Below are 24,261 nucleotides of genomic sequence, written 5' to 3' on the forward strand. Positions count from 1 at the left end.
CTCGCCAGCGCGGATGGCGTTTTCCCTCGTCAGGGCGTCGAGCTGTCGTGGTTTCAGGCGGTCTCCGTCGGCCTCCGGGAGCAAGTTGGCTCCCAGTTGGCTCCCAGAACCCTGGGCCCGCACCAAGAAGGCATGGCGTCGGTGGCCCTACGCCTGGTGTGACAGGTCGTCCACCAGAGGGTCGAGGGTCGCCTCCTCATGGAGCGCGACGCCGAGGACGGTCATGGCAGGGGCGAGATCCGGGTCCCAGTCCGCGCTGACCGGCTGGCCGTCGAGCGCCAACTGAGGGATGCCCTCAGCCTGACTGCGAGCAGCCAGGTGCTCGTAGTCCGCGGTGCCCATGCGCCACGGCAGGGCCGGCCTCGTAGTGACGGATGACCCGGTTGGCCAGAGCGATCCCCGGCCAGTCGAAGTCGCCGTGGTAGGCGAAACGGCAGCCCGTGGTGGCGAGGGCGTCTAGAAGTGTGAGGACCACCATGGCGGCGCTGCCGGACGTGCACACGAGGGGCCGGACGCAGGCCGCGTCCGCCGCGGCTTCCACCACGCGCGGATTCTCGCAGATGTGGATGAGTGTTCCGGCGGGCGGTCGTAGATCATGCAGGTCATGCAGATCGCGCCGTGTGAGGTGGGCTTCGGCGTGATGGTCGGCCCGCTCCCGCAGGGCACGCTCGCGCCAGCCCTCGCCGACGGGTCGCAGTCCGTAGGTCAGGGCCGTGCTGGAGGCCTCGTCCGGCGTGACGGACGCCAGCCGCCACAGAGCGCGCCGACCGGCCGCGTCGTCGGGGAACTCGGTGCCATGGGCCAGGGCGGCGAGTTCTCCTCGGCCGCGTGGGAAGTTGCGCTCGGGACCGAGGAGAACGGTGAGGACTTGGACCGCCTGCTGGAGTGTCCATATCGCCGCTTCGGACGTCACTTCTCTCGGCACGCCGGCCCGGCGCAACAGGTCGTACCACTGCCGGGGCCATTCCTGGCCGGCGAGCGGGGAGGCGTCCAGTGACCAAGACAGGGACGACCACACCTGCTCCCACCGTGCCGCCACGTCCGCGCGGGCGGCACGGCGGTCGGTGAGGGGCGGGCCGAGCTCCTCCAGGGTCTCCCTGAGCCCAAGTCCGGCGGCCGAGGCGCGCAGCCGCGCGTCGGGCACGTCGAGCCGTACGGTCACGGCGGAACGAGTGAGGGGTTCGCCCAGCAGGAGAGACAGGTCGTTGCGTTCCTGGGTGTTCAGCGCGGTCAGCCGGAGCGAACCCGTGGCCAGTACGCGGTTGCTCTCCAGGCGTTTGCGCACGCCCTCCCAGAGGCGGGTGAGCCCAGGTCCCGTCAGCCAGCCGCGCGTCGCGGAGGGCAGCCCGCTCACACCGTCGTCCAGGAGGATCAGGCGCGGCGCGTACGGCGCCGACTCGGCGAGGCTGGTGAAGTGGGCGGCAGCCGCGGCGAAGAGCACGAGGTAGGAGAGCACCCGCTGCTCGCCCTGGCTGAGCCCGGTCCGGCCGGTCAGTCTCCGGCGACGGCCCGGGGCCGCGTCCTCGACCACGAAGGTGTGGAAACGGAACCAATCGCGGTAGTCGAGCGCGGTCCGCAGATGCGCGGCGTGACCGGCTGACGGGTCGGCACGTCAGGCGTCCTCGATCCGGCGTTGCAGTACCTCGCGGAGCTGCTCGGTCTGCTCGCGCCTCCGGAGGCTCGACGGACTGCGCAGCAGCTCTACGGCTGCCCGCAGGTCCTCGTCCACGTCCTCGTCCAGCTTCCACAGCAGCTCGACACGGAGGCCAAGCACGACAGAGACGCCTTCAAGGAAGCCTGGCTGCTGTTCGACAGGGTCGGGCCCTTCCGGTGCCTGCGGCCCAGCCGGAGCCGAAGATCGAAGGCCAGGACACCGTAAGCCGGTACGGGCGGGCGGTGTCCGCCTGGCATACCGTTCCCTCATGAAGCATCGCTTCCTTGTCTCAGGCGCGATCGCCGCAGCCGCGCTGCTGACGACGGCCGCGTGCTCGTCCCCCTCCGGGCGCACCCAGTCGACGTCGGCCCCGTCCACCGCGTTCTCCAGGACGACGGCGGTGCCCACAGGTCTCTTCGCCCTCGGCCGAGGCCAGGGGTTCGACACGTCGGGCGCTTTCCTCCCCCTGATGACCTGTGACAGCCCCCACGACTACTCCCCGGGGCTCAGGTTCGAGAACGTCCCCGCGGGGACCGCCGAACTCGCCCTGTCCATGGTCGACGTGGAGAACCGGAAGATCCACTGGCTGCAGGTCGGCCTTCCCGTGACGGCGTCGGGAACGCGGGCGCACACCCTGACGCCCGGTGCCCGGGAACTCCTGAACGACTTCGGCGAGGCGACGTACGACGGCCCTTGCCCGCCCGCCGGTCACACGCACGAGTACCAGCTGACGCTGTACGCGCTCCGCAACCCCCTGCCGGCGTCCTTCGGCCGGAACACCTCGCCGAGCCAGACCCTCAAAGAGCTGCGGAGTCAGGCCGACGCCACCGCGGTGCTCGTCGCCCCCTACAAGCGGCACTGACCGCAGCGGAGAGTCGGCGGGCGGTCCGGGAGCGGCCCGGGCACGCTCGATCATCGTCGCCGCCCCGGCGCTGCTGCCGTGGCGACATAGATCCTGGTTCCGTGAAGCTCGCGACGTAGCGCCTCGTCGACGCGGGCCAGACCTGTCTTGACGCCCGCGCAGGCCGGCTCGTACGGCAGGCCGACCAGGGCGATATCCGATGAGATACCCATGACGGCTGCCGAACCGGGCGCTCCGCCTGCATCACCCGCGTTGTCGACCAGCAGGTCCAGTCCGCCGAGGACGGCCGCGGCCTGTTCGGCAAGCCGGGCCGGCATGGTGGACTCGGCCAGGTCAGCAGGGGTCACAAGGGAGTTCCGGCCGTTGTGCTGACCGACTTCGCCACGGGCGGCGACCGTTCCTGTGCGCCTGCGTGAGTGTGTGGATCGGTGGGGCAGTTGGCACACACACGGGTTGTTCGGCTACTGGGCATGCCTTGTTTGTCGCTCGGCGTCGCGGATGGCGCGAGCGGCGTTGATGAGCCCGATGTGGCTGAAGGCCTGGGGGAAGTTGCCGAGAGCCTCTGCTGTGATGGAGTCGGTCTCCTCCGACAGCAGGCCGACATCGTTGGCGTGGGCGAGGGCGGCTTGGAAGACGTGGCGTGCACGGGCGGTGTTACCGGTGAGGGCGAGGGCTTGGGCAAGCCAGAAGGTGCACAACAAGAAGGCGCCTTCTCCTTCGTGCAACTCGTCGGTGAGGTAGCGGCGGACCATGCCGGTGTGGTCGGTCAGTTGGGTGGCGATGGCCAGCACGGTGGACTGGATGCGGGGGTCGTGCGGCGGCAGGAAGCCGACGATGGGCAGCATCAGCGCGGAGGCGTCGAGGTCGTCACTGTCGAAGGTCTGGGTGAAGGCGCCCAGGCCGGGGTTCCAACCGCGCTGTTCAATGGCTCGGCGGATCTGGTCGCGCTCGTGGTACCAGTGGGGCAGGCGTTCGTCGGCCTGGAGGGCGGGGGCCATGGTGATGGCGCGGTCCAGGGCGACCCAGCACATCAGTTTCGAGTGGAGGAAGTGTCTGCTGGGTCCGCGTCTTTCCCAGATGCCCTGATCCGGTTGGGTCCACCGCTCGGCGGCTGTCTCGGCCGCCTGGAGCAGGAAGGTGCGGGTGGCCGGGTCGAGAGGCTCATCGGGCGGCAGGGTCTGGTGAGCGGCGTCGAGGAGTTCACCGTAGACGTCGAGTTGGCGTTGGCGCCAGGCGTCGTTGCCGATCCGCACGGGGCTGCTGTTGCGCCAGCCGGTCAGGTGAGGCAGGAGCCGCTCGCTCAGGTCGTGTTCCCCGCCGATGCCGTACATGATCTGCAGGTCGACGCCGCGGTCAAGTTGGGTTGCCCCGGCCCGGGCGAGGAAGCCGAAGAACCGGTTCTTCTCCTTCTCGCAGGCGGCTGTGGCAAGTGCCTGAAGGGTGAAGCTCGCGTCGCGGACCCAGGTGTAGCGGTAGTCCCAGTTGCGCATCCCGCCCGTTGTCTCGGGCAGGGAGGTGGTGGCCGCGGCGACGATGGCTCCGGTGGGAGCGAAGGTCAGGGCTCGCAGCACGCGTCCGCTGTGGCCCACCTCGTCCTGCCAGGGGCCGACATAGCCGCGGTGGAGCTTCGACCAGGAGCGCCAGCCTTCGATGGTGTCGGCCACGCGACGCCGGATCCGCCGCGCCCCCCAGCCCACCGACTCCCTTTCCCACGCCGGCCTGACGTGCAGGGCGAATCCGAGGCGTTGCCCCGCCGAGAGGTGGATTCGGCCGTGCGCTGTGGAGCCGCTCACCCGCAGGTCGACGGGGCTGGACAGCAGCAGAACATGGGCGCCCCCGTACGCCGCGAGCCCGCCTCGCACGGCTGACAGGAGTGGGTGGACGAGTCCGAACTCCGGACGCGGCGCGTAGGCGACCTCGATGTTCACCCGCCCTTCGGTGCAGGTGATCTGCCGCAGGAGCGTTCCTGGGGAAGCGGTGCCGAGCGCGTGCCCGCGTTCGTGCCGCCCCAGGGCAAGGGCATCGTGCAGGACCGCCGTACCCGCGGTCGTGCGGAAGGTCGTCTCCAGAACAAGGGTGTCCTCGACGTAGCGGCGGCTGATATCGCCCGGGCCGGTAGGGCGGATGGACCAGTGGCCGGCGTCTTCGTCGAGGAGTCGAGCGAAGATCGCCGGGCTGTCGAACCGGGGCAGGCACAGCCAGTCCACCGAGCCGTCGGAGGTTACCAGCGCGGCCGAGCGGCAGTCGGACAGCAGAGCGTGGTCACCGATCGGCCGCGTACTCATGTGTCGCAGCCCGTCCGCCTTGGGGTGAACGTGGCGCCGCTGGGACGACCTGAGCAGTCGCCTGCGCGGCAGGTCTCTCCAGGTGCCTGACGAGTGTCATCGATCCCAGCCTCCCTGCACAGCGGATTCACCCTTACCCAATCAGCACAGTCGGTGGACCGCACGTGCTGGCCGCCGGCGGTTGCCCCTACCGGGTGGCACGACCTGGTGCCGCGCCCCCGCTTGGCGCCTGGTCGGCGTACGTCGTGTCTCCTCGCCATCGCGTGATCAGACCCGCCCGAGCAGCGACGTCCCCGAAGTTGAGTCCTGGCGGCCGAGGGCGAGGAAGCATCGGTGGCCGCGTCTCCACTGGTCGGTGACGCTGAGGGCAAGGTCCCCGGCGATCCTGTGGAGCGCCGGTGCTCCCAGGCGTGCCCAGGGAAACGGTGGCCCCCCGTGGCCGTGGATGTCTTCGAACCGGGCGGTGCAGATCTCGTCGACATCGTCGGGGTCGACCTCGACGAGGAGAACACCCGTCGGGGCGGTGAGCTGGATGCAGCGGTACAGCAGGGCATGTGGGTCACCGTCGATACCGATGTTGGCGTCGATGAGCAGGGCGGTCTGCCAGCCTCCCTCGGCCGGCAGCCGGTCGAACACCGATCGGCACAGCGCGATTCCGCCGAGAGCGATGGTATGGGCCACCGCGCGGGGAGCCACATCGACGCCTACCGCGAAGACTCCGCGACTCAGGAGTGCTCTGCACAGCCGGCCCGGTCCGCAGCCGACGTCGAGAACGGGGCCGACGCAGCGATTGAGCACGGATTCGTCGGCCAGGGTGGGCTGCGCGTACCAGCGATGCACAGGCATCCGGATCCGGCGCCCGTCCCCCAAGCGGAGATACACCGGTCCGTGGCGGGTCCGCAGGGCGAGTGCAAAGGGGTCTCCACCTGTGCAGGACCACCCGTCCTCGTCGGTCGTCACGGCGCCGCGTCGCGTCCTGGTGCGGGGCGTTCCTCGTCGGCGCGGGCGGCCCGCCGGACGCGGCGGAGCTTGAGGGCGAAGGCCAGTGCGGAGGCGGCGAAGAGCACGGCGGTGATGGCCAGCCACCGGCCGAGGTAGACGTCCATGGACAACCGGGTAGCACCCGGGTAGGGGGTCGACATGGCGAAGATGAGGGGGAACCAGACGAGCAGGAGCACGCCGGAGAGGAAGACCGGCACGCGCAGGTAGTTGATCCACGGCGGTTGTGGCATGCGGGTGACGCGATGCCGCAGGACAGCGTGTGCCGACAGGTCGGCGAGTGAGTACAGGGGCAGCAGGATCAGGTCGTGGAGGATCGCCGCACCGACGAACCAGAGCGCGACGTCGAGGGGGCGGACGGCGAAGAGGCGTACCAGGGCGTAGCCGGTGATGGCGAACGAGGCGATCAGGACGAGAAGATGGAGGGGTCCGGAGCCGTACCAGCGGACGAAGCGCGCCATGGTCAGGTCCTGAAGGTGAGCCGGTGCACCCACTTGGTGTTGTTCACGCCGGGGTTGGCCGGGACGATGACACGGGCCGGGTAGCCGTGGTCGAGTGAGAGGTCCGCGCCGTTGACGCGCAGGGCTAGCAGCGATCGGAGGTCGTGGATCTGGTTGCCCCGCAGTACCACCGAGCTGTAGGGGCCGGGTGGTTGGACGGACTCCACCAGGACGCTTCCGGCGTCGGGGAGGCCTGCCTTGGCGGCGAGGTCGGCCAGCCGAAGGCCGCTCCATTGCTGATCGGGGGTGGACCATCCTTCCACGCAGGCGATCGGCAGCTCGGCGGCATGCTGGGGCATCGCGAGGAGTTGTGCGCGGGTGAAGACGAGCGCCGGACCGGGGCCATGGATCTCCAGCCGCCAGTCGGGTCCCACGTGCGCGGGAGTGACGCCGACGGAAGCCGCGGTCTTGTTGATCTGGAAGCCGTTCGGGCCGCTGCCCGGAGTACGGTTGTGGGGCGCGAGAAGGGCGGTGTTGCGCAGCCAGCCGCCGATGCTCTGTCCCGCGGTGACCACCAGGAGGAGTAGCGATCCGCCCCCCACCATGGCGAGCGCGCCGCGCCGGGTCATCGTCGGCGGCCCGGGAGCGATCGGAACCAGGCCGTCGGGGTCGGGGGGCTCGGGCCGTGTGTGGGCGAGGTCGGTGCGCAGTTCCGCGGCCAGGCTGCGGGAGCGCAGGGCGCGGGTCATACGGCCGAGTCTGAGGCACACGTGCACGACGAAGGCGGCGATGAACACCCAGGCGCCGTAGAAGTGCAGGGTGTAGAAGGAGCCGGGGAAGACGTAGAAGAGCTGGATGTTGATGATGCCGGTGACGAATTCGAAGATCACCCCGCCGACCAGCATGAGCAGGGACAACCGCTCCAGTCCGTGAGCGATGCTGCGGACCGGCAGCCACTCGAACAGCTTCGGGATCACTGACCACAACTTGGCCAGCAGCACGGGCACGAGGACTACGCCGAGCGTCACGTGCACGCCTTGGGTCAGCCGGTACAGCCAGTACGGATCTGTGGGCCAGTCAAAGAGGTAGAAGCCCAGCAGGCCCTTGTCAGGGGTCTGGTCGTTGATGCGGTCGAGTCCCGGGTTGTAGGAGGCGTAGGAGAGCATCCCGGTGACGAAGATCAGCGGGATGCCGATCAGTAGCACCAGGCCGAACACGGACGTCAGCCAGGGCCCGCGGATGGGACTGCGCCAGAAGCCGGGACGGAACGGCCCCGGGGGCGGGGGAGTCTGCTCGACCTGCCGCACGAGGGTCCGGGTACGAGCGGCCCCCTTGGTGGCCCGCGCCTCCGCGGCAGCGCGAATGCGCTCGAGGCGTCCCTGCGCCTTGCCCTCATCCGAGCTCGGGCGCTGCGGCCCTCCGGAGCCCGATTTCGGCGGCCGTCCGCCACCGTCCATCGGCTGCCTCCTCTGTCCCCGGGGCGACTCGCAAAGGGTGGTTCAAACCCCACCGCGCCGTCAGAACCAGTCATCGGTCATAAACTGACACAGATCGGGCGGCTTGTCCGTGTCTGGCGTGCATGCAGGTGTCCGTCGCCAGCCGAACGGCGGTCACAAACTGACACAGATCGGGCGGCTTGTCCGTGTCTGGCGTGCATGCAGGTGTCCGTCGCCAGCCGAACGGCCGAACCGGTGCTCCGCACGGCTCGACGGGTTGCGCGGTGGCCTCATGATGGTGGGGTGCGACGCCTCAGCGCACGGCGCAGCGCCTCCACCCGGCCCCGTTGTACGGCGCTGACCAGGGAAGTGTTCTGGTTCGTCGTGATCGGCGTCGCCTCCACAGTGGCCCAGGCCTTGCTGTATTGGGTTCTGCGTCACTGGTGGCCGCCCGTCCTGGCCAATTTCGCCTCCCTTCTTGTCGTCACCGTCCTCAACACGGAGGCCAATCGCCGGCTGACCTTTCGCGGGTCCGCGGTTCGGGTCCTGCCGGCGCACCTGGCCGCAGGCGGCCTGTTTGTCCTGGCGTACCTGGTCACCTCGGGCGCTGTCCTGCTCTTCCGCCACTACCGGCACACGGCCTCACCAGCGGCGGAGACCCTGGTACTCGCACCGAGCTTCGCCCTGGTCACCGTGGTGCGCTTCACCGTCCTGCGGATGGTCGTCTTCAGACGCCGCCACCGATGACCCTCTCGCGCCCGATGCGGCCGACAGGCCTGCCCTCACGCGCTGTTCCGTCGCCGGTCTCCGCCGCCATGCGCGCGCGCCCGGACGAGTGCACCAGCGAGCACCGTGACGGCGGCCAGCCCGTAGGCAGAGACCTGGACGCCATGCCACTGGAGTGCGTCCGCGACATAAAGCATGGTGCTTGCGGCGGCGACGGCGAGCCACTCCCAACGGCCACTCATTGCCGCGAGGGCCACGACGAGCAGCGCATACCAGTAATACGCGGGTGAGGTGACCAGCAGTGCAATGCCCGTGACCAGCAGCGATCCGTGCCACGGTCGCTCTGGATCGCTGCGCCGCAGGACGTACAGGGCGCTGAGTGCGACTACTGCGACAGCGGCCGGACCGGCCCACGGGTCCGGCAACACCAGGCGCAGCAGCGCGAACCGGCCAACGTCACGTGGCTCGTACCCCTCCTCCCGCAGATAGCCGGGAAGATAGCCCAGGACCGCGGAACCGGACGCCAGCAGGTATGGAAGATAGGTGAGCGTCACAACACCAACGGCGGCGAGCAGCACGCTCGCCGTTTCCCGTAGCCGGGCACGCGGGCCGCGCTCGGGGGCCAGCACCCCCGACAGTGCACCCGGAAGGGCGAGTACGGGCAGGAGTTTGACGGCGATCGCCGCCCCGAGCAGCGCTCCACGGAGTGCTCCCGCGGCCGTGCCGAGCGCGGCCACCGTGAGCAGTACTCCGAGAGTGTCCACATGGGCGTCGTTGACCGCGGCGAACGGCACCGCCGGGCACCATGCCCACAGCGCCACCCACCGCGTGTCACCACACGTACGCTGCTGCACCAGCAGCAGCGCCACCGTCGTGGCGACGGCGAGCACCGCACCGGCGAGTTGCAGTGGCTTGTGCCGCTCGCCTGCCGGGGATACGGCGTGCACCAGCAGGAACCACCCCTCGGCCACGGGCGGATAGATCGTGCGCTCGGACGGCCTGTTGACGTGGGTGCACACACCCGACACTGGGTGGAGGTCCCACCCACGGCACGCGGTCCCGTCGGGGAAGAGCCACGGATCGCGCAACCGGACAAGCTGCGGCGCGTCCGGCGGGTAGGCGTACGGGGAGACTCCCGCGGCGTGTACGCGGCCGTCCCACGCGTAGCGGTACATGTCGTCGCTGGTGCGTGGCGGAGCCGAGACCGCCGCCGCGCACAGGGCGATCCCGCCGGCAAGGATCAGCGCCACGGAGGTCCGCACCGGCACGCTCCGCACCACCCACGCCGCGCCGGCGAACAGCACCCATGCGGCGGCGTACCAATACAGCAGCGCAGCCGGATGGCCGAGATCACCGCCCATGCGGACGGTCGCCGCGACGACGGCAGTGAGGGTGACGAGGAGCGTGATAACGCAGAGCGTGCGTACTCCCACCCCGCCACAGTGGCAGCCGCGAACGCGCCGGACGGACTCGCCGCGCCGTGTGTCCGCATCCGGCCGCAGCCTTGATGGCGTGCTGATACTCGTCACGGGAGGGGCGCCCACCCCGGGACCGTCCGGCCCGGCCCGCGCACCCCGTACGCCGGGGTGGCCTCGCTCTTCCGCTCCGCGATCGCCCGTGGCGAGCCGCCCCGAGTCTTCGAGGACGGCGGTCAGCGCCGGGACTTCGTCCACGTCGGGGACGTGGCCGCCGCCAACCTGGCGGTGCTCGGCGCGGTCGGTGCCGCGACCCCGGGCGGCACGCCGCGCGCCTACTACGTCGGAAGTCGGAAGTGGGAGCCCGCGCACCGTGGGGGAGATGGCCACCGCTCTCTCCGCGGCCTTCGGCGGGCCCGAGCCGGTGGTGACCGGCGAGTACCGGCTGGGCGACGTACGCCACATCACCGCCTCCTCGTCACGGCTGCGCAAGGAGCTCGGCCGGCTGCGCCAGGTACCGTTCGCCGACGACATGCACGAGTTCGCGAATGCCCCCTGCGCGGCCGGGCCTCGGTGCCTCGGTGGGCGTGCGGCAGATGGCCTCGAATCCGCGGCCGCCGGGACCGTTGCGGCTGGCATCGGCCCCGGAGCGCCCGGTGCCTGAACCCGGCACCGCCATCGAAGACCGCGACGACACCTGCCCTCGCCGCACGGCAACGGCGCGTACCTGGTGCCCCGGACGTACCATCCCATTTCCCCTCATACGCTGAGATCCGTACGCTGAAAGACGTGACCGAGAGGCATCGGCCCCTGGTGGACGTAGTGCTGCCCTGCCTTGACGAAGCAGCCGCCCTTCCCTGGGTGCTGGAGCGGATACCGCCCGGCTGGCGTGCCGTGGTCGTCGACAACGGCTCGACCGACGGCTCCGCCGAGCTCGCCGCGTCGCTGGGCGCGCACGTCGTGGGCGAACCGGTGCGCGGCTTCGGCGCCGCCTGTGCGGCCGGGCTGCGCGCCGCCACCGCGCCCGTGGTCTGCTTCTGCGACTGTGACGCCTCCCTCGACCCAGGGCTGCTGCCGTCATTGGCCCATGCCGTCCTGGACGGCGAGGCGGACCTGGTCCTCGGGCGGCGCAGGCCTACGTCACGCGGCGCCTGGCCGGTGCACGCCCGGCTCGCCAACCGCGAGCTGGCGCGGCTGATCCGCCGCCGCACCGGTCTGCGCCTGCGCGACCTCGGCCCGATGCGGGTGGCCCGCCGGGAGGACCTGATCGAGCTGGGCCTCAATGACCGCAGGTCGGGCTACCCGTTGCAGATGGTCCTCCGCGCTGCCGACGCCGGATGGCGGGTGCGCGAAGTCGACGTGCCGTACTACCCGCGCGCGGGCCGTTCCAAGGTCACGGGCACCTGGCGTGGCACCTGGTGCGCGGTGCGTGACATGCGCGCCGTCCTCAGCGAGCCGCCCCGGTGTCCGGCGGAAGCTTCCCGGTGACCGGCCTGCTCGGGCTGACCGCGCTGTTGGTGATAGCCAAGGAGCCACGGCCTGGGCACGTCAAGACCCGGCTCACCCCGCCGTTCACCTCTGCCCAGGCCGCCGCCCTCGCGGAGGCTGCGCTCACCGACACCCTGGAGACCGTGCTGCGCTGTCCGGCCCGCCGCCGGGTGCTCTTCCTGGACGGCGTGCCGGGACGCTGGTTGCCCCCCGGCATCGAGGTGATCCCGCAGGCGTCCGGCGGCCTGGACGAGCGGCTGGCTGCGGCCTTCGCCGCCGTGGCGGACGGCCCCGCCCTACTGGTCGGCATGGACACCCCACAGCTCACCCCGGCGCTCCTCGCCCCCGTACTGGATCCCGGAGCGTGGCGGGAGTGCGACGCGTGGTTCGGCCCGGCGGAGGACGGCGGGTTCTGGGCGCTCGCTCTGGCCGCGCCCGACCCGGCGCTGCTGCGAGGCGTCCCGATGTCCACCGCGTACACCGGCGCCGCCCAGCGCGACCGCCTTACCGGGGCGGGCCTTCGGGTGTGCGACCTGCCGCTCCTGCGCGACGTGGACACAGCGCCGGACGCGGCCGAGGTGGCGGCCGCGGCGCCGGGATCGAGGTTCGCCGCCCGCTTGGAGTACTACTCTCGCGGCGGTTTGGTCTCCTGAGCCGTCGTCGGTCTTGCTGCCCTGCGGCGCCGGTGGCCTCGTCGTCTCGGCGGGTGGCCGAGTCCGCGAGAACCCGAGCGTCCTCGCTGCTGCGGCGGACGCCCTCGGGCCTGCCCGTCCCTGATCTGTCTCCAGGGCCAGCCGTCGGCCGCCGCGCTTGCCCCGCTGCGCCACCTGCATGGGAAAGGAGCGGTCCTGCGCTATCACGGCAACCTCGACGCAGCCGGTGGCCGTGTGGGTGGGCAGCAGCGCGGCCGGCCGACGCAGGGCGGTAGGCGTCCGGGAGGCCGAGGTCGGCCTCGGTGACGCACCGGGCCTATTCAGCCCAGGGTTCGAAGCCGGTCCGAAGGATGGCGTCGAGGGATACGCGCAGATCGGCTGCGTCACCGGTGCCGAAGCGCTCCTCGAACCGGTCTTGCACTGCTTGCCACAGGGGCAGTGCCGCCTTCAGTCGGGACATCCCGTCCGGCGTGATCGTGACGATCCGGGCACGACGGTCGGCTGCCGATGTCTCGACGGTCACCAGGCCCTCCCGCGCGAGCGGCTTCAGGTTGGAGGCCATCGTCGTACGGTCCATGGCGATCACGTCCGCGAGGCTGGTGATCTTCATTTCTCCTGCAGCGCCGAGCTTCTGCAGGATGCTGAACTGCGTTGCACGGAGACCGGCGGGCGCCAGAGCCTTGTCGTACGTCGCGCCGAGGTACCGGGCCGCCTTGCGTAGCGCCAGGTTGTTGCATAGGTCGTCGCGGTTCGTCGCCGTAGCGGTCATCGTCTCCTCCAGAGTTTTCCCGTCCAGGATACGAGCATGTACTCGCTTGCGTGAAGGGGTCCCGCGACCGGTTCCAGGATGCAGGTCCTGTCCGACGCGAACGGCTGTCCCTGCACGTCGGAGACTTTGCGGCCACCGCCCATGCAGCCTCGGGCCGGGGCGACGGCCGCCGGGAGTGTATGCGGCAGCGACGGCGGGTGCGGGCGCACCGCATCGGCTGCGGTGCGCCCACCGAAGGCGTGAGGACGGAACCTGGGTGCCGTGACGCCACGGGGTAGGGCCGTCGTGTATACGCAGTCTCAGGACTCGTCGGCGAGGAAGTGCTCGGCAAGGGGGCCGGTGACTTCTCGTGCATCTCGCGGGAGAAGAGCAGCATCGCGTTGCGTGGCTGGTGGTTCACCACGAGTTTCTGGCACTCGCCGACCTCGTTGCGGGCAACCGTGACGACAACGTGGAGGGCCTGGCCTTGGACCCGACTGGTGTACTTCTCGATGAAGCCGTTGTCGCCGTAGTCGCCGGTGAAGGTGAAGTCCTGGAACTCGCACAGTTCGCGGGCGGCTGATACAACCGCGTGGACGGCCTCCGGACCCTGAATGGGGTTACCGATGCAAGCAGTACCGCAGACCCACGACGGTGCCGAAACGACGCGCCGCGCCCGGGTCGGCAAGCTGCCGGAGCGAATCCGCCCAGAGGAGACGGTGGCGGAACGACCGGCCACGGTGCCGGACCCGGCGAAGAACACGTACAACGCCGTTGAGTGGCTCGTGCGTGATTGCCTGTGAGCCGTCGACCGAGCAAGGGAGAACCGCGATGAACATGCCCAAACCGCTCATGGCAGTGTCGCTGGCGGTGCTCTCGCCGGCCGTCGCTCTGGGCTGCTTCGCCCAGGTGTTCTGACCGCCCGGCCCACGGCGCAGGGTGCTGCTGGGCATGCCCGTGCGCCGGCCGCTCTGCGGGCCGGAGCCTTCGGGATCGCCGCCCGGGGAACCGCAGTCGAACGGCCCGTCTGCCTCGGTACGGTCCCCGCACCCAGCCAGGTCAAGCGTGACACGTTCCATGCCAGACGTCTTCGGCTCGGCCGCCACACCGTCCCGGACGTACTGGTCGTCAAGGAAACCGTGGACGAACACCACGGCGAGGCCGCCGTCGCCCCGCCGGCGGAACCGCACATCACTCCTCCCGGTCCGTTCGGTCTTCAGGTGCGTGCCCACCTGCAGGCGGTGGACGTGGCACCCGACGGGGACCAGTCCTTGGTGTCGATCGGGGACCAGCCGGCCGGGTGTGCGTCCAGGCGCTGCATCCGGCGGCCGTTCCGGGCCGCGAGCAACTCCTCGCCCAGGGGCGTGGTGAAGACGTTGTCGACCAGGGTGTATTCGGCGGCGAGGCGACCGACGGCGGGCAGTGCGGCGGTGTCGATTCGCCCGCGCTCCAGGTACAGATCGTCCCTGACGCGGAACCGCACCACCCTGCCCCACACCACGTGGTCGACGTTGTCGTCTCCGACCGGAATGATGCGGTCGACGACGCACTCGAACGAGATCGGCGCTTCCTGGTTGAAATGCGGCACGGGGACAGTGCGGCATCCCGTGCGTCCATAGCCGGAGGGCGAGTGGTGAGGCGGCGCCGGACCAGAATCCGAAGGTCGGTGTCGGCGCTTGGAAATGCGGGGGCTGCACACCACGGGCGCCCAGGGCGCCAGGGGGACAGCCCCCACGCCCCGCGAATGCGTGGGGGGACAGCCCTCACGTCTCCCGCATGCATGCATGGAACGCCGGGGCTCAGGCGCAGTACTCCGGTGAATGGCCCAAGTGTCGGTGTCTGCCCGGGCGAGGGGCGGCAGACACCCGGACCGGCTGCCTGCCGCCCGGAGGAGGTTCACCAGCGAGGGGCGCCTTCGGCGAGCTGGAGTTCGCCCCTGCCGAAGGAGAAGTTCTCGTTCGGGGCGGGAATCAGTGCGATGAAGATGTCGTCGGGTGAGACGCCGAGAGCCTCGACCACCAGCCTGTTGATGGCCGCGGCCACGGCCCGCTTGTCCTCCAGTGGACGGTGGGCCCCGAGGAGAACTGTGATGATCATGGCGTCGCTGCTGCGCTGCATCCCCATGAAGGTCGGGTCCAGGAACAGTTCATCCGTGCCGTGCTCGCTGATCATGATGAAGCGGTCCCCTTCGGGGATTCCGAGCCCCTGAACGAGGGACTGGTTGAGCGCATCGGCAAGGGCGCGCTTCTGGGCCGACGAGAATCGATTGGCAGGGATGTGGGCGTTGAAAACAGGCATGAGTTCTTCCTTCGGAGGTGAAATCAACGGCTCGTGCTGTTCAAGGGATCGGATCGGCGCAAGATGCACGCGCGTTGCGCGGGCGGCTGTTCGGGCTCCGTGCAGGGACGTACTCCGTGATCCGCGGTGCGGGACGGGCACCCGCGGCCGGGCCGCCTATCCCTTGGTGGAGCCGGAGGGGGACCAGCCGGCGCTGTCCACGGGGGACCATCCGTCCGGGTGTTCGTCGATGCGGTGCATGCGTCTGCCCGCGCGTGCCCCGAGCACCTCTTCCGTCAAGGGCGTGATGAACGCGTTGTCGGCCAGCGTGTACTCGGCGGCGAGACGGCCGACCGTCGGGATGGCTCCGGTGTCGATCCGTCCGGTTTCTGTGTACAGGTCGTCCCTGATGTGGAACCGAACGACCCTGCCCCAGACGACGTGGTCCTGCACCTCACCGACAGGAATGATCCGGTCGAGTGTGCATTCCAGAGCGATCGGAGCGTCCTTCACGCGCGGTGCCCGGACCGCTTCGCAGGTCTCCTTGGCCAGGCCCACCTCGTCGAACTCGTCCTGCTCGCTGCCGAATTCAACGGCGCTGCGATGCATGGGGTGGGCGTGGGGGAGGGTCACCAGGTTGGTGACGAACTCACCTGTGTCCCGGATGTTGACGAGGGTGTCCTTGAGCGTTTTCCCGTCGGACCGGGGCTGAATGGTCAGCGACACCATGGGGGGCATTCGGCTCACCACGGTGAAGAACGAGATCGGTGCCAGGTTGGCGATGCCGGACGGCGACAGAGTGCTCACCCAGCCGATCGCGCGCGGCGTGACCGACCCGATGAGGAGCTTGTACGCGGACCTCGCATCCAGATCGCCGGAATCGATGATCACGTTGTTGGCCTCTCGGATGTGGGGGGACGTGGAGTGAGGCGGAGGGGGCGCACGCCGACCAGTCCGGCGCTACGCGGACGGGAAACCGCTGGTCAGCCGCTCGCGGTCGCGGTCGCGGTCGCGCCCAGGATGTGCTCCGCGATCACCGTGACCGTGCGGGCAGGGATTTCCATGGGGGGCAGATGGGCCGAGCCGTCGAGGACGAGGCTGCGTACGTCGGTGTACTGGGGAATGATCTGTTCTTCGGCCACAGCGGCCGTCAGGACCGGGTCGTGCTGGCCGGTGAGTACGAGGACGGGCCGCTGATACGCCGTGACCTCGCCGGACACGTCGTCCTGGGTCCAGGTGCGGAGGTAGGCACGCATGGCCGCGGGATCCGCAGTCTTTCGGGACAGCTCGTTCACGTGGCGGACAAAACCGGCTCCCAGTCGGCCGCCGGTCACCGCGGTGATGACCGTGGCCCGTGCGTCAGGGTCGTCCGTGGCCGCTTCGAACAGCTTCGTGCCGTCTTCATCGAGCGGGAAGGCGCGGCTGGGAACCGCGCACAGCAGCGCCAGGCTGCTCAGGCGGTCCCGGAATTCCGGGTGGCCGGCCACCCACTGCGCGGCCTGGCCGCCCATGGAGTGCCCGACCAGATGGAACCCGCCCCATCCGAGGACGTCGGCGACCTCGATGAGATCGCGCCCCATCTCCGAGACGGAGAAATCGCCTGCCAGCCCCCTGGACCGCCCGTACCCGCGGAAGTCCGGAAACACCCACGTGAACTGCTCGGTATCGAGGAAGGGGATCAGGCCCTCATAGGCTTCCTGGCCGGCCAGCCAGGAATGCGCCCAGATGACCTTGGTCGGTCCACTGCCCACAGTGTTGTATCCCAGAGGCATTCGAATTTCTTTCCGGTGGTCGAGAGCAAAGGCTCTATGAATTCGGTTCGCAGATGTGCAGAAATTTTTCGGTAGTGCGGACGCAGTCTTCTCCGGTGCGTCCTTGTGTGAATCGAGGGCTCAGGAGGCCGCAGAGGGGAAAGCCGGGAGTCCGTCGATCACGTCACGTCCCTTGGCGGTGTCCGCGTACAGCCGCGCCTCGGTGATCAGCCCGTCGGTCACGGTGAAGAGCAGGCAGTGCTCGTTCTCCATGGTGCGGCCGTTCTTTGCCTTCGCTCGGGCCCTGACGGGGACCACCACGTGCGAGCCCGCATCGAGGACCGCGTGAGCGTCGTAGTCGAAGTACTCGTAGTAATGATCGAAGAGATCTTTATAGAACGCGAGAAATCCTTCCTGGCCGTGGAATGTTCCGCCATACGGCAGGGAAGTGGGGAAGTGGAAAACCACGTCAGGAGACATCAGGCCCACGAGGGCGGATGAATCGTTCTTCTCGAATCCGGAATAGGCTTGACGGCAAGCGTCCACGATCGCCTGGTTGCGGGACATGCTTCCTCCATGCTCAGGACTGAAGCGGGGTGAGATCGTTCCGGCGTTCACCGGCTACGGCAGGCCGCGGGCCGATCGACCCATTGGTCGCGGCCTGGGGGAGGTCCTCGGGGCAGGACCCGACGCCCTAAGTGTTGAACTGGAACTCAGGGGGTGTCAAGGCTGAGTTCCGGATGGCAACCCTGGGATATCCTGACGTCATGGAGTGGCGAGAACTTGATCTGGGCAACTGCAGCGTCGCCGCAACCCTGAGCCTGGTCGGCGAGCGATGGACTCTGCTCATCCTGCGTGAGGTGTTCGCAGGCCTTCACCGCTTCGACGAGATCGCCGACCACCTCGGGATCTCCCGTCGCGTCTTGACCGAACGCTTTCGGCAACTGGTCGACGCCGGCCTGCTGGAGCGCCGGAGCTACCAGGAGGCCGGGCAACGCTCCCGTCAGGAGTACCACCTGACGCCGCGCGCCCACGATCTGCAGTGGGTGCTGACCGCACTGCTCCAATACGGCGACACCCATCTGGGCGACACGGCGGGCGCGCCCGTGTTGCTGCAGCATTCCGGCTGCAGCGGCCATGTCCGTGTCGAACTCCGTTGTTCCTGCGGGCACGAGGTCGACAGCTCCGAGGTCGAGCCGACCTTGGGCCCCGGAGCCCTCCGGCTGTCTCCCTGACCCGGTGGATCCGGGGCCCGGTGCCGTCGGTCCTCGCCCCCTACTGCCAGGGGCTTCTGGTGCTCCACCTGTAGCTCGTGATCTTCATCGCGGTTGGGGGCCCCGTCGGCCCTTCTTGGGTTGGAAGGTCCCTTCCCACGCGCCACCTGGAGCCGGCGACCTGGACCAAGGCGGCCTGCGGCGTCGGCTCGGTGGAATGACGGCGGTAGCAGGTGGGTTCGTCGGCCGTGCAGTTTCGGCGGATCAGGGGCTGGCGCCTGTCCGGCACCGAAGTGCCGGGCGGTGGTGAGTGCCGGCCGGCGCCGTTCAGGTTCGGGGTCGTACGCGTCAGGGCGTGAACGTGGAGAGACCGGTGGGGGAGTCCACCAGGTAGTAGCAGCTGCCACCGACAGCTTGCCGGGCCGGCCGAGGTGACTGACTGCGGCCATCGTTGTTCACCGATTCCTCATGCGGTTTGTCAAGCCGCGAGAGCGAGGGACTGCCTGAAACTCAATCAGCCGATTCCCGGTGGTCGGAGTAGATCACCAGTGTTTGTCTCGCCGACGGTGACCAGCAGGACGGCGATAGCACCTCGGCTGTCGGGGCGAGTGCCGTAGCGCGGTGACTTCTTTCCGAGTCGCCACTCCATGACGGTCCGGTCGCCTTTCGCGAGGTTGCAGTCGGGGCAGGCCGGGACCAAGTTTCCGATGCCGTCGGCTCCACCCCGGGAGATCGGGATGACGTGCTCCTGATGCAGGGACGGGGATCTCTCGCCGCAGTAGGCGCAACCGTCCTCGTACCGGCCCCACAGCCGTGAGAGATCACGCGCGGTCACGCTGTACCGCTCGGTATGGGCGAGCATGGCACGGCGCTGGTGGTTTCCACGACGCTTCGCGGCCCGGACCTTTTCCGGGTTCGCCTCGAAGTAGGCACGGCGGGAGCACCGGCCCGAGCAGTAGACACGGTGCGCCGTGCTGAGTGGCATCCTCTCCCCGCAATGGCCGCACGGACGTGAACGAAGAGCGGTGCCGACCTTGCGTTTGTACTGGGCCTTCAAATAGCAGGACTGCCCGCAGAATTTGGCGTCGGCCCGGCGGCGGGACATCGTGCCACCGCACCACGCGCAGGCATCAGCTTTCGGTCTGGGAGTGTAATTGGCGCGATACCAGCAGCCATGACCGCAGTACTTGCGGAGACCGTGCTCCCGCATCTCGATCGGCCGGCCGCACACCGCGCACTGCCGGTCTCGCTTCGCTTGCGCGAGCTCGACCTTGCGCCGCTTCGCCTGTGCCAGGCTGTTCATGGCGACCTGGCAGTCGACGGAGCAGTAGAGAGCGAGGACGCCTCGCTCCACCGGAACCGTCAGACCGCAGCCCTTGCAGGCACTCGGGCCCGAGCGCACCTGCGGCCTGTCGAGATCCCGGCATGGCTGACAACGCTGCGGTTTGCGCCCCGGCTTGTCGCCGGGCACGTCGTAAGGGTTCCCACAACGCCTGCAGTAGAGAGTGATTGACATCGGTCGTGAGGCCGCCCGCCTCTCGCGTCGCCTGAGCAGTCGCTCCTCGCGCGACATGGCCGGCTGTTGCGGAACATGACCCTGCGCGTCATAGCGGCACTGCTGGCTGCAGTATCTGGCGCCGGCCTGGCGGCGATTGATGTCAGCCCCGCAGACCTCGCACCTTCTGTCGCCCCGCAGCAAGCGCAGATCTTCCATGCGGGCCGCGTGACAGTCCCTGGCCTTGCGGGCCGCCGCGGCGGCCCTGTGCTCCTCGGAGCAGTAGCGGGGAGGCGCACCAGGACGGTTCGGCCGAACGAACAGGATGGCGCATTCCTCGCAGATGAGCATGCTGGGACGGCGTGCTTCTTGAGCGCAGGGGGCGGAGCAGTACTTCGCAAGTCCGTGCCGGTGGCTGATGTCCGCTTTACATACAGCGCATCTCCTCACGGGGCGTACCTCGTTCTTCGTGCATGGCCTGTACGGCATCTGGTCCCGACTGGACCGCAAGGTAGACCACAGCACTGACAGCCGTTACTGGACAAGTGAATGCCCGGACGAGTCAGATCGTGTACTCGATTCTGGCCTGCGGGATCGAAGTCTCGCTCCTGCCCGTCTGTGGGCGACACGGCACGGGGGTACCGGCCGTGCCGCGCTCCGCCCGGCATTCTTCGATCCAGCGATCGCCGAAAACGCCGCCAAGCCCGACGCCGTCTGACAGCTCATGGAACTCGCGGCAAGCATCGGCTGCCCTCTCCGGCAGCTCGCCGTAGCCTTCGCCACGGCGGGAGCGATGTTGCCCGCGGGGTGGGTGGCGAAGGCGAGGACGGCAGTGGCGCTGAGGAGCGAGCAGCACCCTGTGCGTCATCCAGTGCGCGTTCTAGAGCCAGTCGGTATAGCGGGTGGGGGCGAGGTGGGCGTCCTTGTCGGTGAGGACGTCGCCCTTGACGACGGCGAACATGCCGGCAGTGGGGTCCGTGACGACGGTGCGGTTGTCGCCCTTGTGGGACAGAGTGATCAGCCCCAGCTCGTCCAGGGCGAAGATCTCGGGACCGGCGATGTTGCGGACGCCGTTCAGCGGGGCGCCCGCGGCGACTTCCGCCACCGCCGCGGCCACGTCCTTGGCGGCGATCGGCTGGATGGGCGTGGCGGGCAACCGGACGGTGTCGCCGTCAGCGGTCCAGGACAGTACGGCGTCCATGAACTCCATGAACTGCGTCGCCCGGACGATGGAGTAGGGGATCGGCCCGGCCGCGAGGAGCTTCTCTTGGAGCACCTTGGCCCGGTAGTAGTCCAGCTCCGGTACCTGGTCCGCGCCAACGATCGAGAGGATGACGAAGTGGCCGACGCCACCCTTCCGGGCCGCGGCCAGGAGGTTGTCCATCGAGGTCTGGAAGAACGCCGGGGAGGCTTCGTCGAAGGTCGGGGAGTTCGTCAGATTGACGACGACGTCGGCTCCCGCCACCGCCTCATCGAGTCCCTGGCCGCTGATGACGTCGACTCCGGTGGACTTCGAGTGCGGTACCGCCTCGTGCCCGGCGGCGGTCAGATTCTTGACGACCTGCGACCCGATCAGCCCGGTACCACCGATGACTGCGATCTTCATGACACACCTTTCGTTGGTTTTTTTGTGCGCAATATGGCATGTGAACTGCTATGTGGGAGCGACAAGAAACGACACCTTGATCGGCGGAGGCCGGGTGGTGTCAGTGGCCGTCGACGAACGTGACCGTCTCGTCGAGTGGAGCCCGGGCTACACGTGGGTCACTTGCCGTGACGTCTTCAAACCCGATCGACATGCCGCAGAAGAGGATGAGCTCGTCCGGGGGTGACAGGACCTCCGCGACGGTCTTGTGAAACTTCGCCCAGGCCATCTGTGGGCAACTGTGCAGCCCTTCGGCACGGAGCAGCAGCATGACGGTTTGCAGGTACATGCCGACGTCGGACCATTGAGGTCGGCCCATGTCGCGGTCGATGTAGCAGAACAGGGCGGCGGGCGCGCCGAAGCAGTTCCAGTTGGCAGCGGCGGCGCGCTGGCGTGCCTCCAGGTCTTCGCGCGGAATGCCGAGGGCGCCGTAGCGCTGCTCGCCGAAGGCGGATCGGCGCTCGCGGTACGGGGACTTCAGTGCGGGCGGGTACTGCTCGTACTCCGGCTCGTCCCAGGGATCGCCCGAGGCCAGGCGCTCGCCGGCGCGCTTCTTGAGTTCGGCCAGCGGTGCGCCGGTCAGCACGTACATGTGCCACGGCTGGATATTCGATCCGGACGGTGACCAGGTCGCGGCGGACAGTACCCGTTCCAGCGTCCGCCTCGGGACGGGCCGGTCGGTGAACGCGCGCACCGCCCGTCGGCTCTTGACGGCCTCGTAGACGCCCACGATCGCCCGCCTCCATCTGCTCAATGGGTCTATCTTCGTTACAGTCAAGATGGTATCACTCAATACCATATCGAGTGAAACTATCTTTGCGTGTGAATCCCCAGCCCTTGGTTTCCTGCCTCGGGCCCTGCATCTTGGAGAAGGTCCATGACCACGCTGCTACACATCGACTCGTCCGTGTTCCCCGGCGAGACGTCCTCGTCCCGTTCGGTCACGGCCGCCTTCCGTGAGGCCTGGGAGGAGCAGCACCCGGAGGGGGCGGTGATCTACCGCGACCTCGCCGCCGACCCCGTCCCGCACATCACCGCCGACGCCTGGTCCGCCGGATACGCCACCCCGTCCGAACGCACCCTGGAGCAGTCCGCGGCGTTCGCCGCGCGCGTGACGCTCATCGAGGAGTTGGAGCGGGCGGACGCCGTCCTGATCGGCGCCCCCATGTACAACTTCTCGATCCCCTCGACCCTCAAGGCGTGGCTGGACAGCGTGCTCCTGCTCGGCCGCACCGCGGGGGAGACCCCCTCCGCCCAGGGCACCCCGGTTGTCGTCGTCGCCAGCCGTGGCGGCTCCTACGCGCCGGGTACCCCGCGCGCGGGCTACGAGTTCGTACAGAACTACCTTGAGGCCGTCCTCAAGGGCACCCTCGGCCTGGATCTCGACTTCATCGTCCCGGAACTCACCATGGCTCCCCGCAATGCGGCCATGACGGAACTGGTCCCTCTCTACGAGGCTTCCCGCAGGCGCGCCTTCGAGGACGCGACCGCCAAGGCCAAGGAACTCGCGGAGCGCCTCGCCGCGTAACACCGGGCCGTGGACGCCGTGTGACGCCCCGCTCCAGGAGGTCGTCGCACGGCGTCCTCGGCGCTTGCGCCTCGCCGACGATGCCCGTGGCGTCCTGTACCCGGGGGCAGGTGGCCCGGGCCTTGAGGGCGGCCGGTGTTCGGCCTGTCGGCAGGGCGCCCATCGTGACGACGGCGATGATGACGCTCGGCGAGGGTGAAAAGAACACCGCCGGCCACGTATGCGGCGCGGCACCCGCGCGGACGACTCGGCCCCGTCCGCAACGAAGCCCTGACCAGCCGCCCGCCGTCAGGTCGGCGCGCAGTGACGATGGCCACAGCCCTCAAGGCCGGGTTCGCGGCGGAAATGGCAGGAGACCAAGCGCGCTGACGCGGCCGACAACCGGTGCGCCCGCGCGCTCACGCCTCGTCGTCTGCCGGATGGGCAAGCCGGGTCAGCAGATCCGTCAGCTTCTCGGTCTCGCCGGGCCCCAGTTCGGCAACCAGACGCTCAGCCAGCGGCTCCGCTGCCATATGGACTGCATCGAAGAGCTCCAGCCCCTCAGGGGTGATCTCCACTGCCCGCACCCGCCGGTCCCCCGGGACGGCCTTGCGTACGGCTAGACCCTTCCGCTCCAGGTCGTCCACGACCCGCATGATTCCCGCCTTGTCCGACCCCGTCGCCGCCGCCAAATCCCGCTGCACCGTGGGCCCGTGGTTGACCAGCTCGATCAGCACCGCGAAATGCCGCAACTCGATGCCGAGCGGCCGAAGCGCCTCTCCCATCACCGCGGCCGCTCGCCAGTGAGCCCGGCGCAGCAGCAGGCCGAGAGCGAAAGGCGACGTATCCCCGGGGCGGTCGGTTGCATGCGAGGCGGTGGTTCGGGGAGAAACGTCAGCGGCCATGAGGCCAGACTACTTCATTCGATACGGTATCGCTTGAAACCAAATGGCTGCGCCCGCTGCGGTTGACGAGCGGGATTCCCCATGCGTGCTCGTCTGTTGTCCACTCCCGCGGTCGCCGCCGCTTTCGACGCGGAGGAGGGCGCGTCCACGCCGGTGCTGATGAAGCCGTCCAGGCATACGTGGGTTCGCAGCCCCGCAAGTGACCTCGGCGGAACTGACCGACGAGGCGATCAACGCGATCTGTATGCCGGACTTCGACCGGGCCCGGGCCGCCGCGCGCGGTGCCGACCAGGCGCGCGCCCGCGGTGAGGACCGGCCGCTGCTCGGCATTCCGGTGACGGTCAAAGAGACCTACAACATCGCCGGGCTGCCCACGACCTGGGGCATGCCGCTGCACCGGAACTACATGCCGGCCGAGGACGCGGTGCAGGTGCCGCGGCTCAAGGCCGCAGGCGCGGTGGTACTCGGAAAGACCAATGTGCCCTTGGGACTGCAAGATGTGCAGAGCTTCAACGAGATCTACGGCACCACCAACAACCCGTGGGATCACGGTCGCACGCCGGGTGGATCCTCCGGCGGATCAGCGGCGGCCCTGGCATCCGGATTCGGCGCGCTGTCCCTCGGCTCCGACATCGCCGGTTCGTTGCGCACCCCCGCCCCATTTCTGGCTCTCCTGCCGTATGTGTGGGTCATGCTGGGGCGGGTTGGCGTCCGGGGAGTTGGGGGCGGGGGCCGGCGAGGGTGAGCATGACCAGGGCGAT

General features: G+C 69.0%; 28 protein-coding genes and 2 pseudogenes. 10 read left to right on the forward strand and 20 right to left on the reverse strand.

Annotated elements, in window-relative coordinates; translation table 11 throughout:
- Window positions 1–147: 147 nt before the first annotated feature.
- The 3 genes from AB0L95_RS17085 to AB0L95_RS17095 all read right to left on the reverse strand — a co-directional run bounded on the left by AB0L95_RS17085 (window position 148) and on the right by AB0L95_RS17095 (window position 1,774).
- Entirely contained in the window at window positions 148–342 is a 195-nt protein-coding gene (locus AB0L95_RS17085; RefSeq protein WP_365162467.1) for a DUF2399 domain-containing protein, read from the reverse strand.
- Window positions 296–1,531: a DUF2399 domain-containing protein gene (locus AB0L95_RS17090; protein WP_365162468.1), complete on the reverse strand. Its 1,236-nt coding sequence runs from the start codon at window positions 1,529–1,531 to the stop codon at window positions 296–298. Before AB0L95_RS17090 ends, AB0L95_RS17085 begins: the two co-directional genes overlap by 47 nt.
- Before the next feature lie 81 nt (window positions 1,532–1,612).
- Window positions 1,613–1,774, reverse strand: a complete 162-nt coding sequence (locus tag AB0L95_RS17095; protein WP_365162469.1) for a hypothetical protein — start codon at window positions 1,772–1,774, stop codon at window positions 1,613–1,615.
- A 148-nt stretch (window positions 1,775–1,922) separates the two neighbouring features.
- Between AB0L95_RS17095 and AB0L95_RS17100 the strand changes: the two genes are divergently transcribed.
- Window positions 1,923–2,516, forward strand: coding sequence for a YbhB/YbcL family Raf kinase inhibitor-like protein (locus AB0L95_RS17100; RefSeq protein ID WP_365162470.1), 594 nt, complete (start codon window positions 1,923–1,925; stop codon window positions 2,514–2,516).
- Between the two features lie 50 nt (window positions 2,517–2,566).
- On the opposite strand, the gene AB0L95_RS17105 is transcribed toward AB0L95_RS17100, so the two are convergent.
- The 5 genes from AB0L95_RS17105 to AB0L95_RS17125 form a co-directional block, all read right to left on the reverse strand.
- On the reverse strand, window positions 2,567–2,863 hold the full coding sequence (locus tag AB0L95_RS17105) for a hypothetical protein (protein WP_365162471.1): 297 nt from the start codon (window positions 2,861–2,863) through the stop codon (window positions 2,567–2,569).
- Window positions 2,864–2,977: 114 nt separating this feature from the next.
- Window positions 2,978–4,801, reverse strand: a complete 1,824-nt coding sequence (locus tag AB0L95_RS17110) for a glycoside hydrolase family 15 protein (RefSeq protein WP_365162472.1) — start codon at window positions 4,799–4,801, stop codon at window positions 2,978–2,980.
- Between the two features lie 267 nt (window positions 4,802–5,068).
- Window positions 5,069–5,647 carry a class I SAM-dependent methyltransferase gene (locus tag AB0L95_RS17115; protein ID WP_365162473.1) on the reverse strand — a complete coding sequence of 193 codons (579 nt, stop codon included), beginning with the start codon at window positions 5,645–5,647 and terminating at the stop codon, window positions 5,069–5,071.
- A gap of 110 nt (window positions 5,648–5,757) precedes the next feature.
- Window positions 5,758–6,261, reverse strand: coding sequence for a hypothetical protein (locus AB0L95_RS17120; RefSeq protein ID WP_365162474.1), 504 nt, complete (start codon window positions 6,259–6,261; stop codon window positions 5,758–5,760).
- Window positions 6,262–6,263: 2 nt separating this feature from the next.
- Window positions 6,264–7,697 carry a molybdopterin-dependent oxidoreductase gene (locus AB0L95_RS17125; RefSeq protein ID WP_365162475.1) on the reverse strand — a complete coding sequence of 478 codons (1,434 nt, stop codon included), beginning with the start codon at window positions 7,695–7,697 and terminating at the stop codon, window positions 6,264–6,266.
- A 282-nt stretch (window positions 7,698–7,979) separates the two neighbouring features.
- Between AB0L95_RS17125 and AB0L95_RS17130 the strand changes: the two genes are divergently transcribed.
- Window positions 7,980–8,423 carry a GtrA family protein gene (locus AB0L95_RS17130; RefSeq protein WP_365162476.1) on the forward strand — a complete coding sequence of 148 codons (444 nt, stop codon included), beginning with the start codon at window positions 7,980–7,982 and terminating at the stop codon, window positions 8,421–8,423.
- 35 nt (window positions 8,424–8,458) lie between these two features.
- Here AB0L95_RS17130 and AB0L95_RS17135 read toward each other — a convergent pair whose 3' ends face one another.
- Window positions 8,459–9,835 carry a glycosyltransferase 87 family protein gene (locus AB0L95_RS17135; protein WP_365162477.1) on the reverse strand — a complete coding sequence of 459 codons (1,377 nt, stop codon included), beginning with the start codon at window positions 9,833–9,835 and terminating at the stop codon, window positions 8,459–8,461.
- Window positions 9,836–9,967: 132 nt separating this feature from the next.
- On the opposite strand from AB0L95_RS17135, the pseudogene AB0L95_RS17140 reads away from it, so the two are divergent.
- The 4 genes and pseudogenes from AB0L95_RS17140 to AB0L95_RS17155 all read left to right on the forward strand — a co-directional run.
- Window positions 9,968–10,481 (forward strand): annotated as a pseudogene (locus AB0L95_RS17140) (NAD-dependent epimerase/dehydratase family protein); the annotation flags it as partial.
- 149 nt (window positions 10,482–10,630) lie between these two features.
- The gene (locus tag AB0L95_RS17145; RefSeq protein ID WP_365162500.1) at window positions 10,631–11,305 is read left to right on the forward strand and encodes a glycosyltransferase family 2 protein; all 675 of its coding nucleotides are present in this window, start codon (window positions 10,631–10,633) and stop codon (window positions 11,303–11,305) included.
- Window positions 11,302–11,958, forward strand: coding sequence for a DUF2064 domain-containing protein (locus AB0L95_RS17150; protein ID WP_365162478.1), 657 nt, complete (start codon window positions 11,302–11,304; stop codon window positions 11,956–11,958). Before AB0L95_RS17145 ends, AB0L95_RS17150 begins: the two co-directional genes overlap by 4 nt.
- A 165-nt stretch (window positions 11,959–12,123) precedes the next feature.
- Complete coding sequence (locus AB0L95_RS17155; RefSeq protein WP_365162501.1) at window positions 12,124–12,264, forward strand: hypothetical protein; 141 nt, start codon at window positions 12,124–12,126, stop codon at window positions 12,262–12,264.
- Window positions 12,265–12,274: 10 nt separating this feature from the next.
- Here the strand turns inward: AB0L95_RS17155 and AB0L95_RS17160 are convergent, their stop codons facing one another.
- Window positions 12,275–12,727 (reverse strand): MarR family winged helix-turn-helix transcriptional regulator, encoded by a 453-nt coding sequence (locus AB0L95_RS17160; protein ID WP_365162479.1) that lies wholly within the window; start codon window positions 12,725–12,727, stop codon window positions 12,275–12,277.
- A 349-nt stretch (window positions 12,728–13,076) separates the two neighbouring features.
- Here AB0L95_RS17160 and AB0L95_RS17165 point away from each other — a divergent pair, with 349 nt between their 5' ends.
- Window positions 13,077–13,289 carry a hypothetical protein gene (locus AB0L95_RS17165; protein ID WP_365162480.1) on the forward strand — a complete coding sequence of 71 codons (213 nt, stop codon included), beginning with the start codon at window positions 13,077–13,079 and terminating at the stop codon, window positions 13,287–13,289.
- A gap of 37 nt (window positions 13,290–13,326) precedes the next feature.
- Here AB0L95_RS17165 and AB0L95_RS17170 read toward each other — a convergent pair whose 3' ends face one another.
- The 6 genes from AB0L95_RS17170 to AB0L95_RS17195 form a co-directional block, all read right to left on the reverse strand.
- Entirely contained in the window at window positions 13,327–13,938 is a 612-nt protein-coding gene (locus AB0L95_RS17170; protein ID WP_365162504.1) for a hypothetical protein, read from the reverse strand.
- Window positions 13,923–14,294, reverse strand: a complete 372-nt coding sequence (locus AB0L95_RS17175; RefSeq protein WP_365162481.1) for a hypothetical protein — start codon at window positions 14,292–14,294, stop codon at window positions 13,923–13,925. The genes AB0L95_RS17170 and AB0L95_RS17175 overlap by 16 nt, the downstream gene beginning before the upstream one ends.
- Before the next feature lie 308 nt (window positions 14,295–14,602).
- Entirely contained in the window at window positions 14,603–15,073 is a 471-nt protein-coding gene (locus AB0L95_RS17180) for a tautomerase family protein (protein ID WP_365162482.1), read from the reverse strand.
- 87 nt (window positions 15,074–15,160) lie between these two features.
- The gene (locus AB0L95_RS17185; protein ID WP_365162483.1) at window positions 15,161–15,874 is read right to left on the reverse strand and encodes a flavin reductase family protein; all 714 of its coding nucleotides are present in this window, start codon (window positions 15,872–15,874) and stop codon (window positions 15,161–15,163) included.
- Window positions 15,875–15,966: 92 nt separating this feature from the next.
- The gene (locus tag AB0L95_RS17190; RefSeq protein ID WP_365162484.1) at window positions 15,967–16,734 is read right to left on the reverse strand and encodes an alpha/beta hydrolase; all 768 of its coding nucleotides are present in this window, start codon (window positions 16,732–16,734) and stop codon (window positions 15,967–15,969) included.
- 141 nt (window positions 16,735–16,875) lie between these two features.
- Window positions 16,876–17,301, reverse strand: a complete 426-nt coding sequence (locus tag AB0L95_RS17195; RefSeq protein WP_365162485.1) for a nuclear transport factor 2 family protein — start codon at window positions 17,299–17,301, stop codon at window positions 16,876–16,878.
- Between the two features lie 200 nt (window positions 17,302–17,501).
- On the opposite strand from AB0L95_RS17195, the gene AB0L95_RS17200 reads away from it, so the two are divergent.
- Entirely contained in the window at window positions 17,502–17,969 is a 468-nt protein-coding gene (locus AB0L95_RS17200) for a helix-turn-helix domain-containing protein (RefSeq protein WP_365162486.1), read from the forward strand.
- 493 nt (window positions 17,970–18,462) lie between these two features.
- On the opposite strand, the gene AB0L95_RS17205 is transcribed toward AB0L95_RS17200, so the two are convergent.
- From AB0L95_RS17205 to AB0L95_RS17215, 3 genes are all read right to left on the reverse strand, one after another.
- Complete coding sequence (locus tag AB0L95_RS17205) at window positions 18,463–19,419, reverse strand: HNH endonuclease (protein WP_365162487.1); 957 nt, start codon at window positions 19,417–19,419, stop codon at window positions 18,463–18,465.
- A gap of 904 nt (window positions 19,420–20,323) precedes the next feature.
- Window positions 20,324–21,049 (reverse strand): NAD(P)H-binding protein, encoded by a 726-nt coding sequence (locus tag AB0L95_RS17210; RefSeq protein ID WP_365162488.1) that lies wholly within the window; start codon window positions 21,047–21,049, stop codon window positions 20,324–20,326.
- Window positions 21,050–21,149: 100 nt separating this feature from the next.
- Complete coding sequence (locus AB0L95_RS17215) at window positions 21,150–21,818, reverse strand: nitroreductase (RefSeq protein WP_365162489.1); 669 nt, start codon at window positions 21,816–21,818, stop codon at window positions 21,150–21,152.
- Between the two features lie 147 nt (window positions 21,819–21,965).
- On the opposite strand from AB0L95_RS17215, the gene AB0L95_RS17220 reads away from it, so the two are divergent.
- Window positions 21,966–22,616, forward strand: coding sequence for an NAD(P)H-dependent oxidoreductase (locus AB0L95_RS17220; RefSeq protein ID WP_365162490.1), 651 nt, complete (start codon window positions 21,966–21,968; stop codon window positions 22,614–22,616).
- 398 nt (window positions 22,617–23,014) lie between these two features.
- Here AB0L95_RS17220 and AB0L95_RS17225 read toward each other — a convergent pair whose 3' ends face one another.
- On the reverse strand, window positions 23,015–23,500 hold the full coding sequence (locus AB0L95_RS17225) for a MarR family winged helix-turn-helix transcriptional regulator (RefSeq protein WP_365162491.1): 486 nt from the start codon (window positions 23,498–23,500) through the stop codon (window positions 23,015–23,017).
- Between the two features lie 175 nt (window positions 23,501–23,675).
- Here AB0L95_RS17225 and AB0L95_RS17230 point away from each other — a divergent pair.
- Window positions 23,676–24,158, forward strand: a pseudogene (locus AB0L95_RS17230) (amidase family protein); the annotation flags it as partial.
- Window positions 24,159–24,261 lie beyond the last annotated feature (103 nt).

It is taken from the genome of Streptomyces sp. NPDC052036, from assembly GCF_040680495.1.
Lineage (GTDB): Bacteria > Actinomycetota > Actinomycetes > Streptomycetales > Streptomycetaceae > Streptomyces.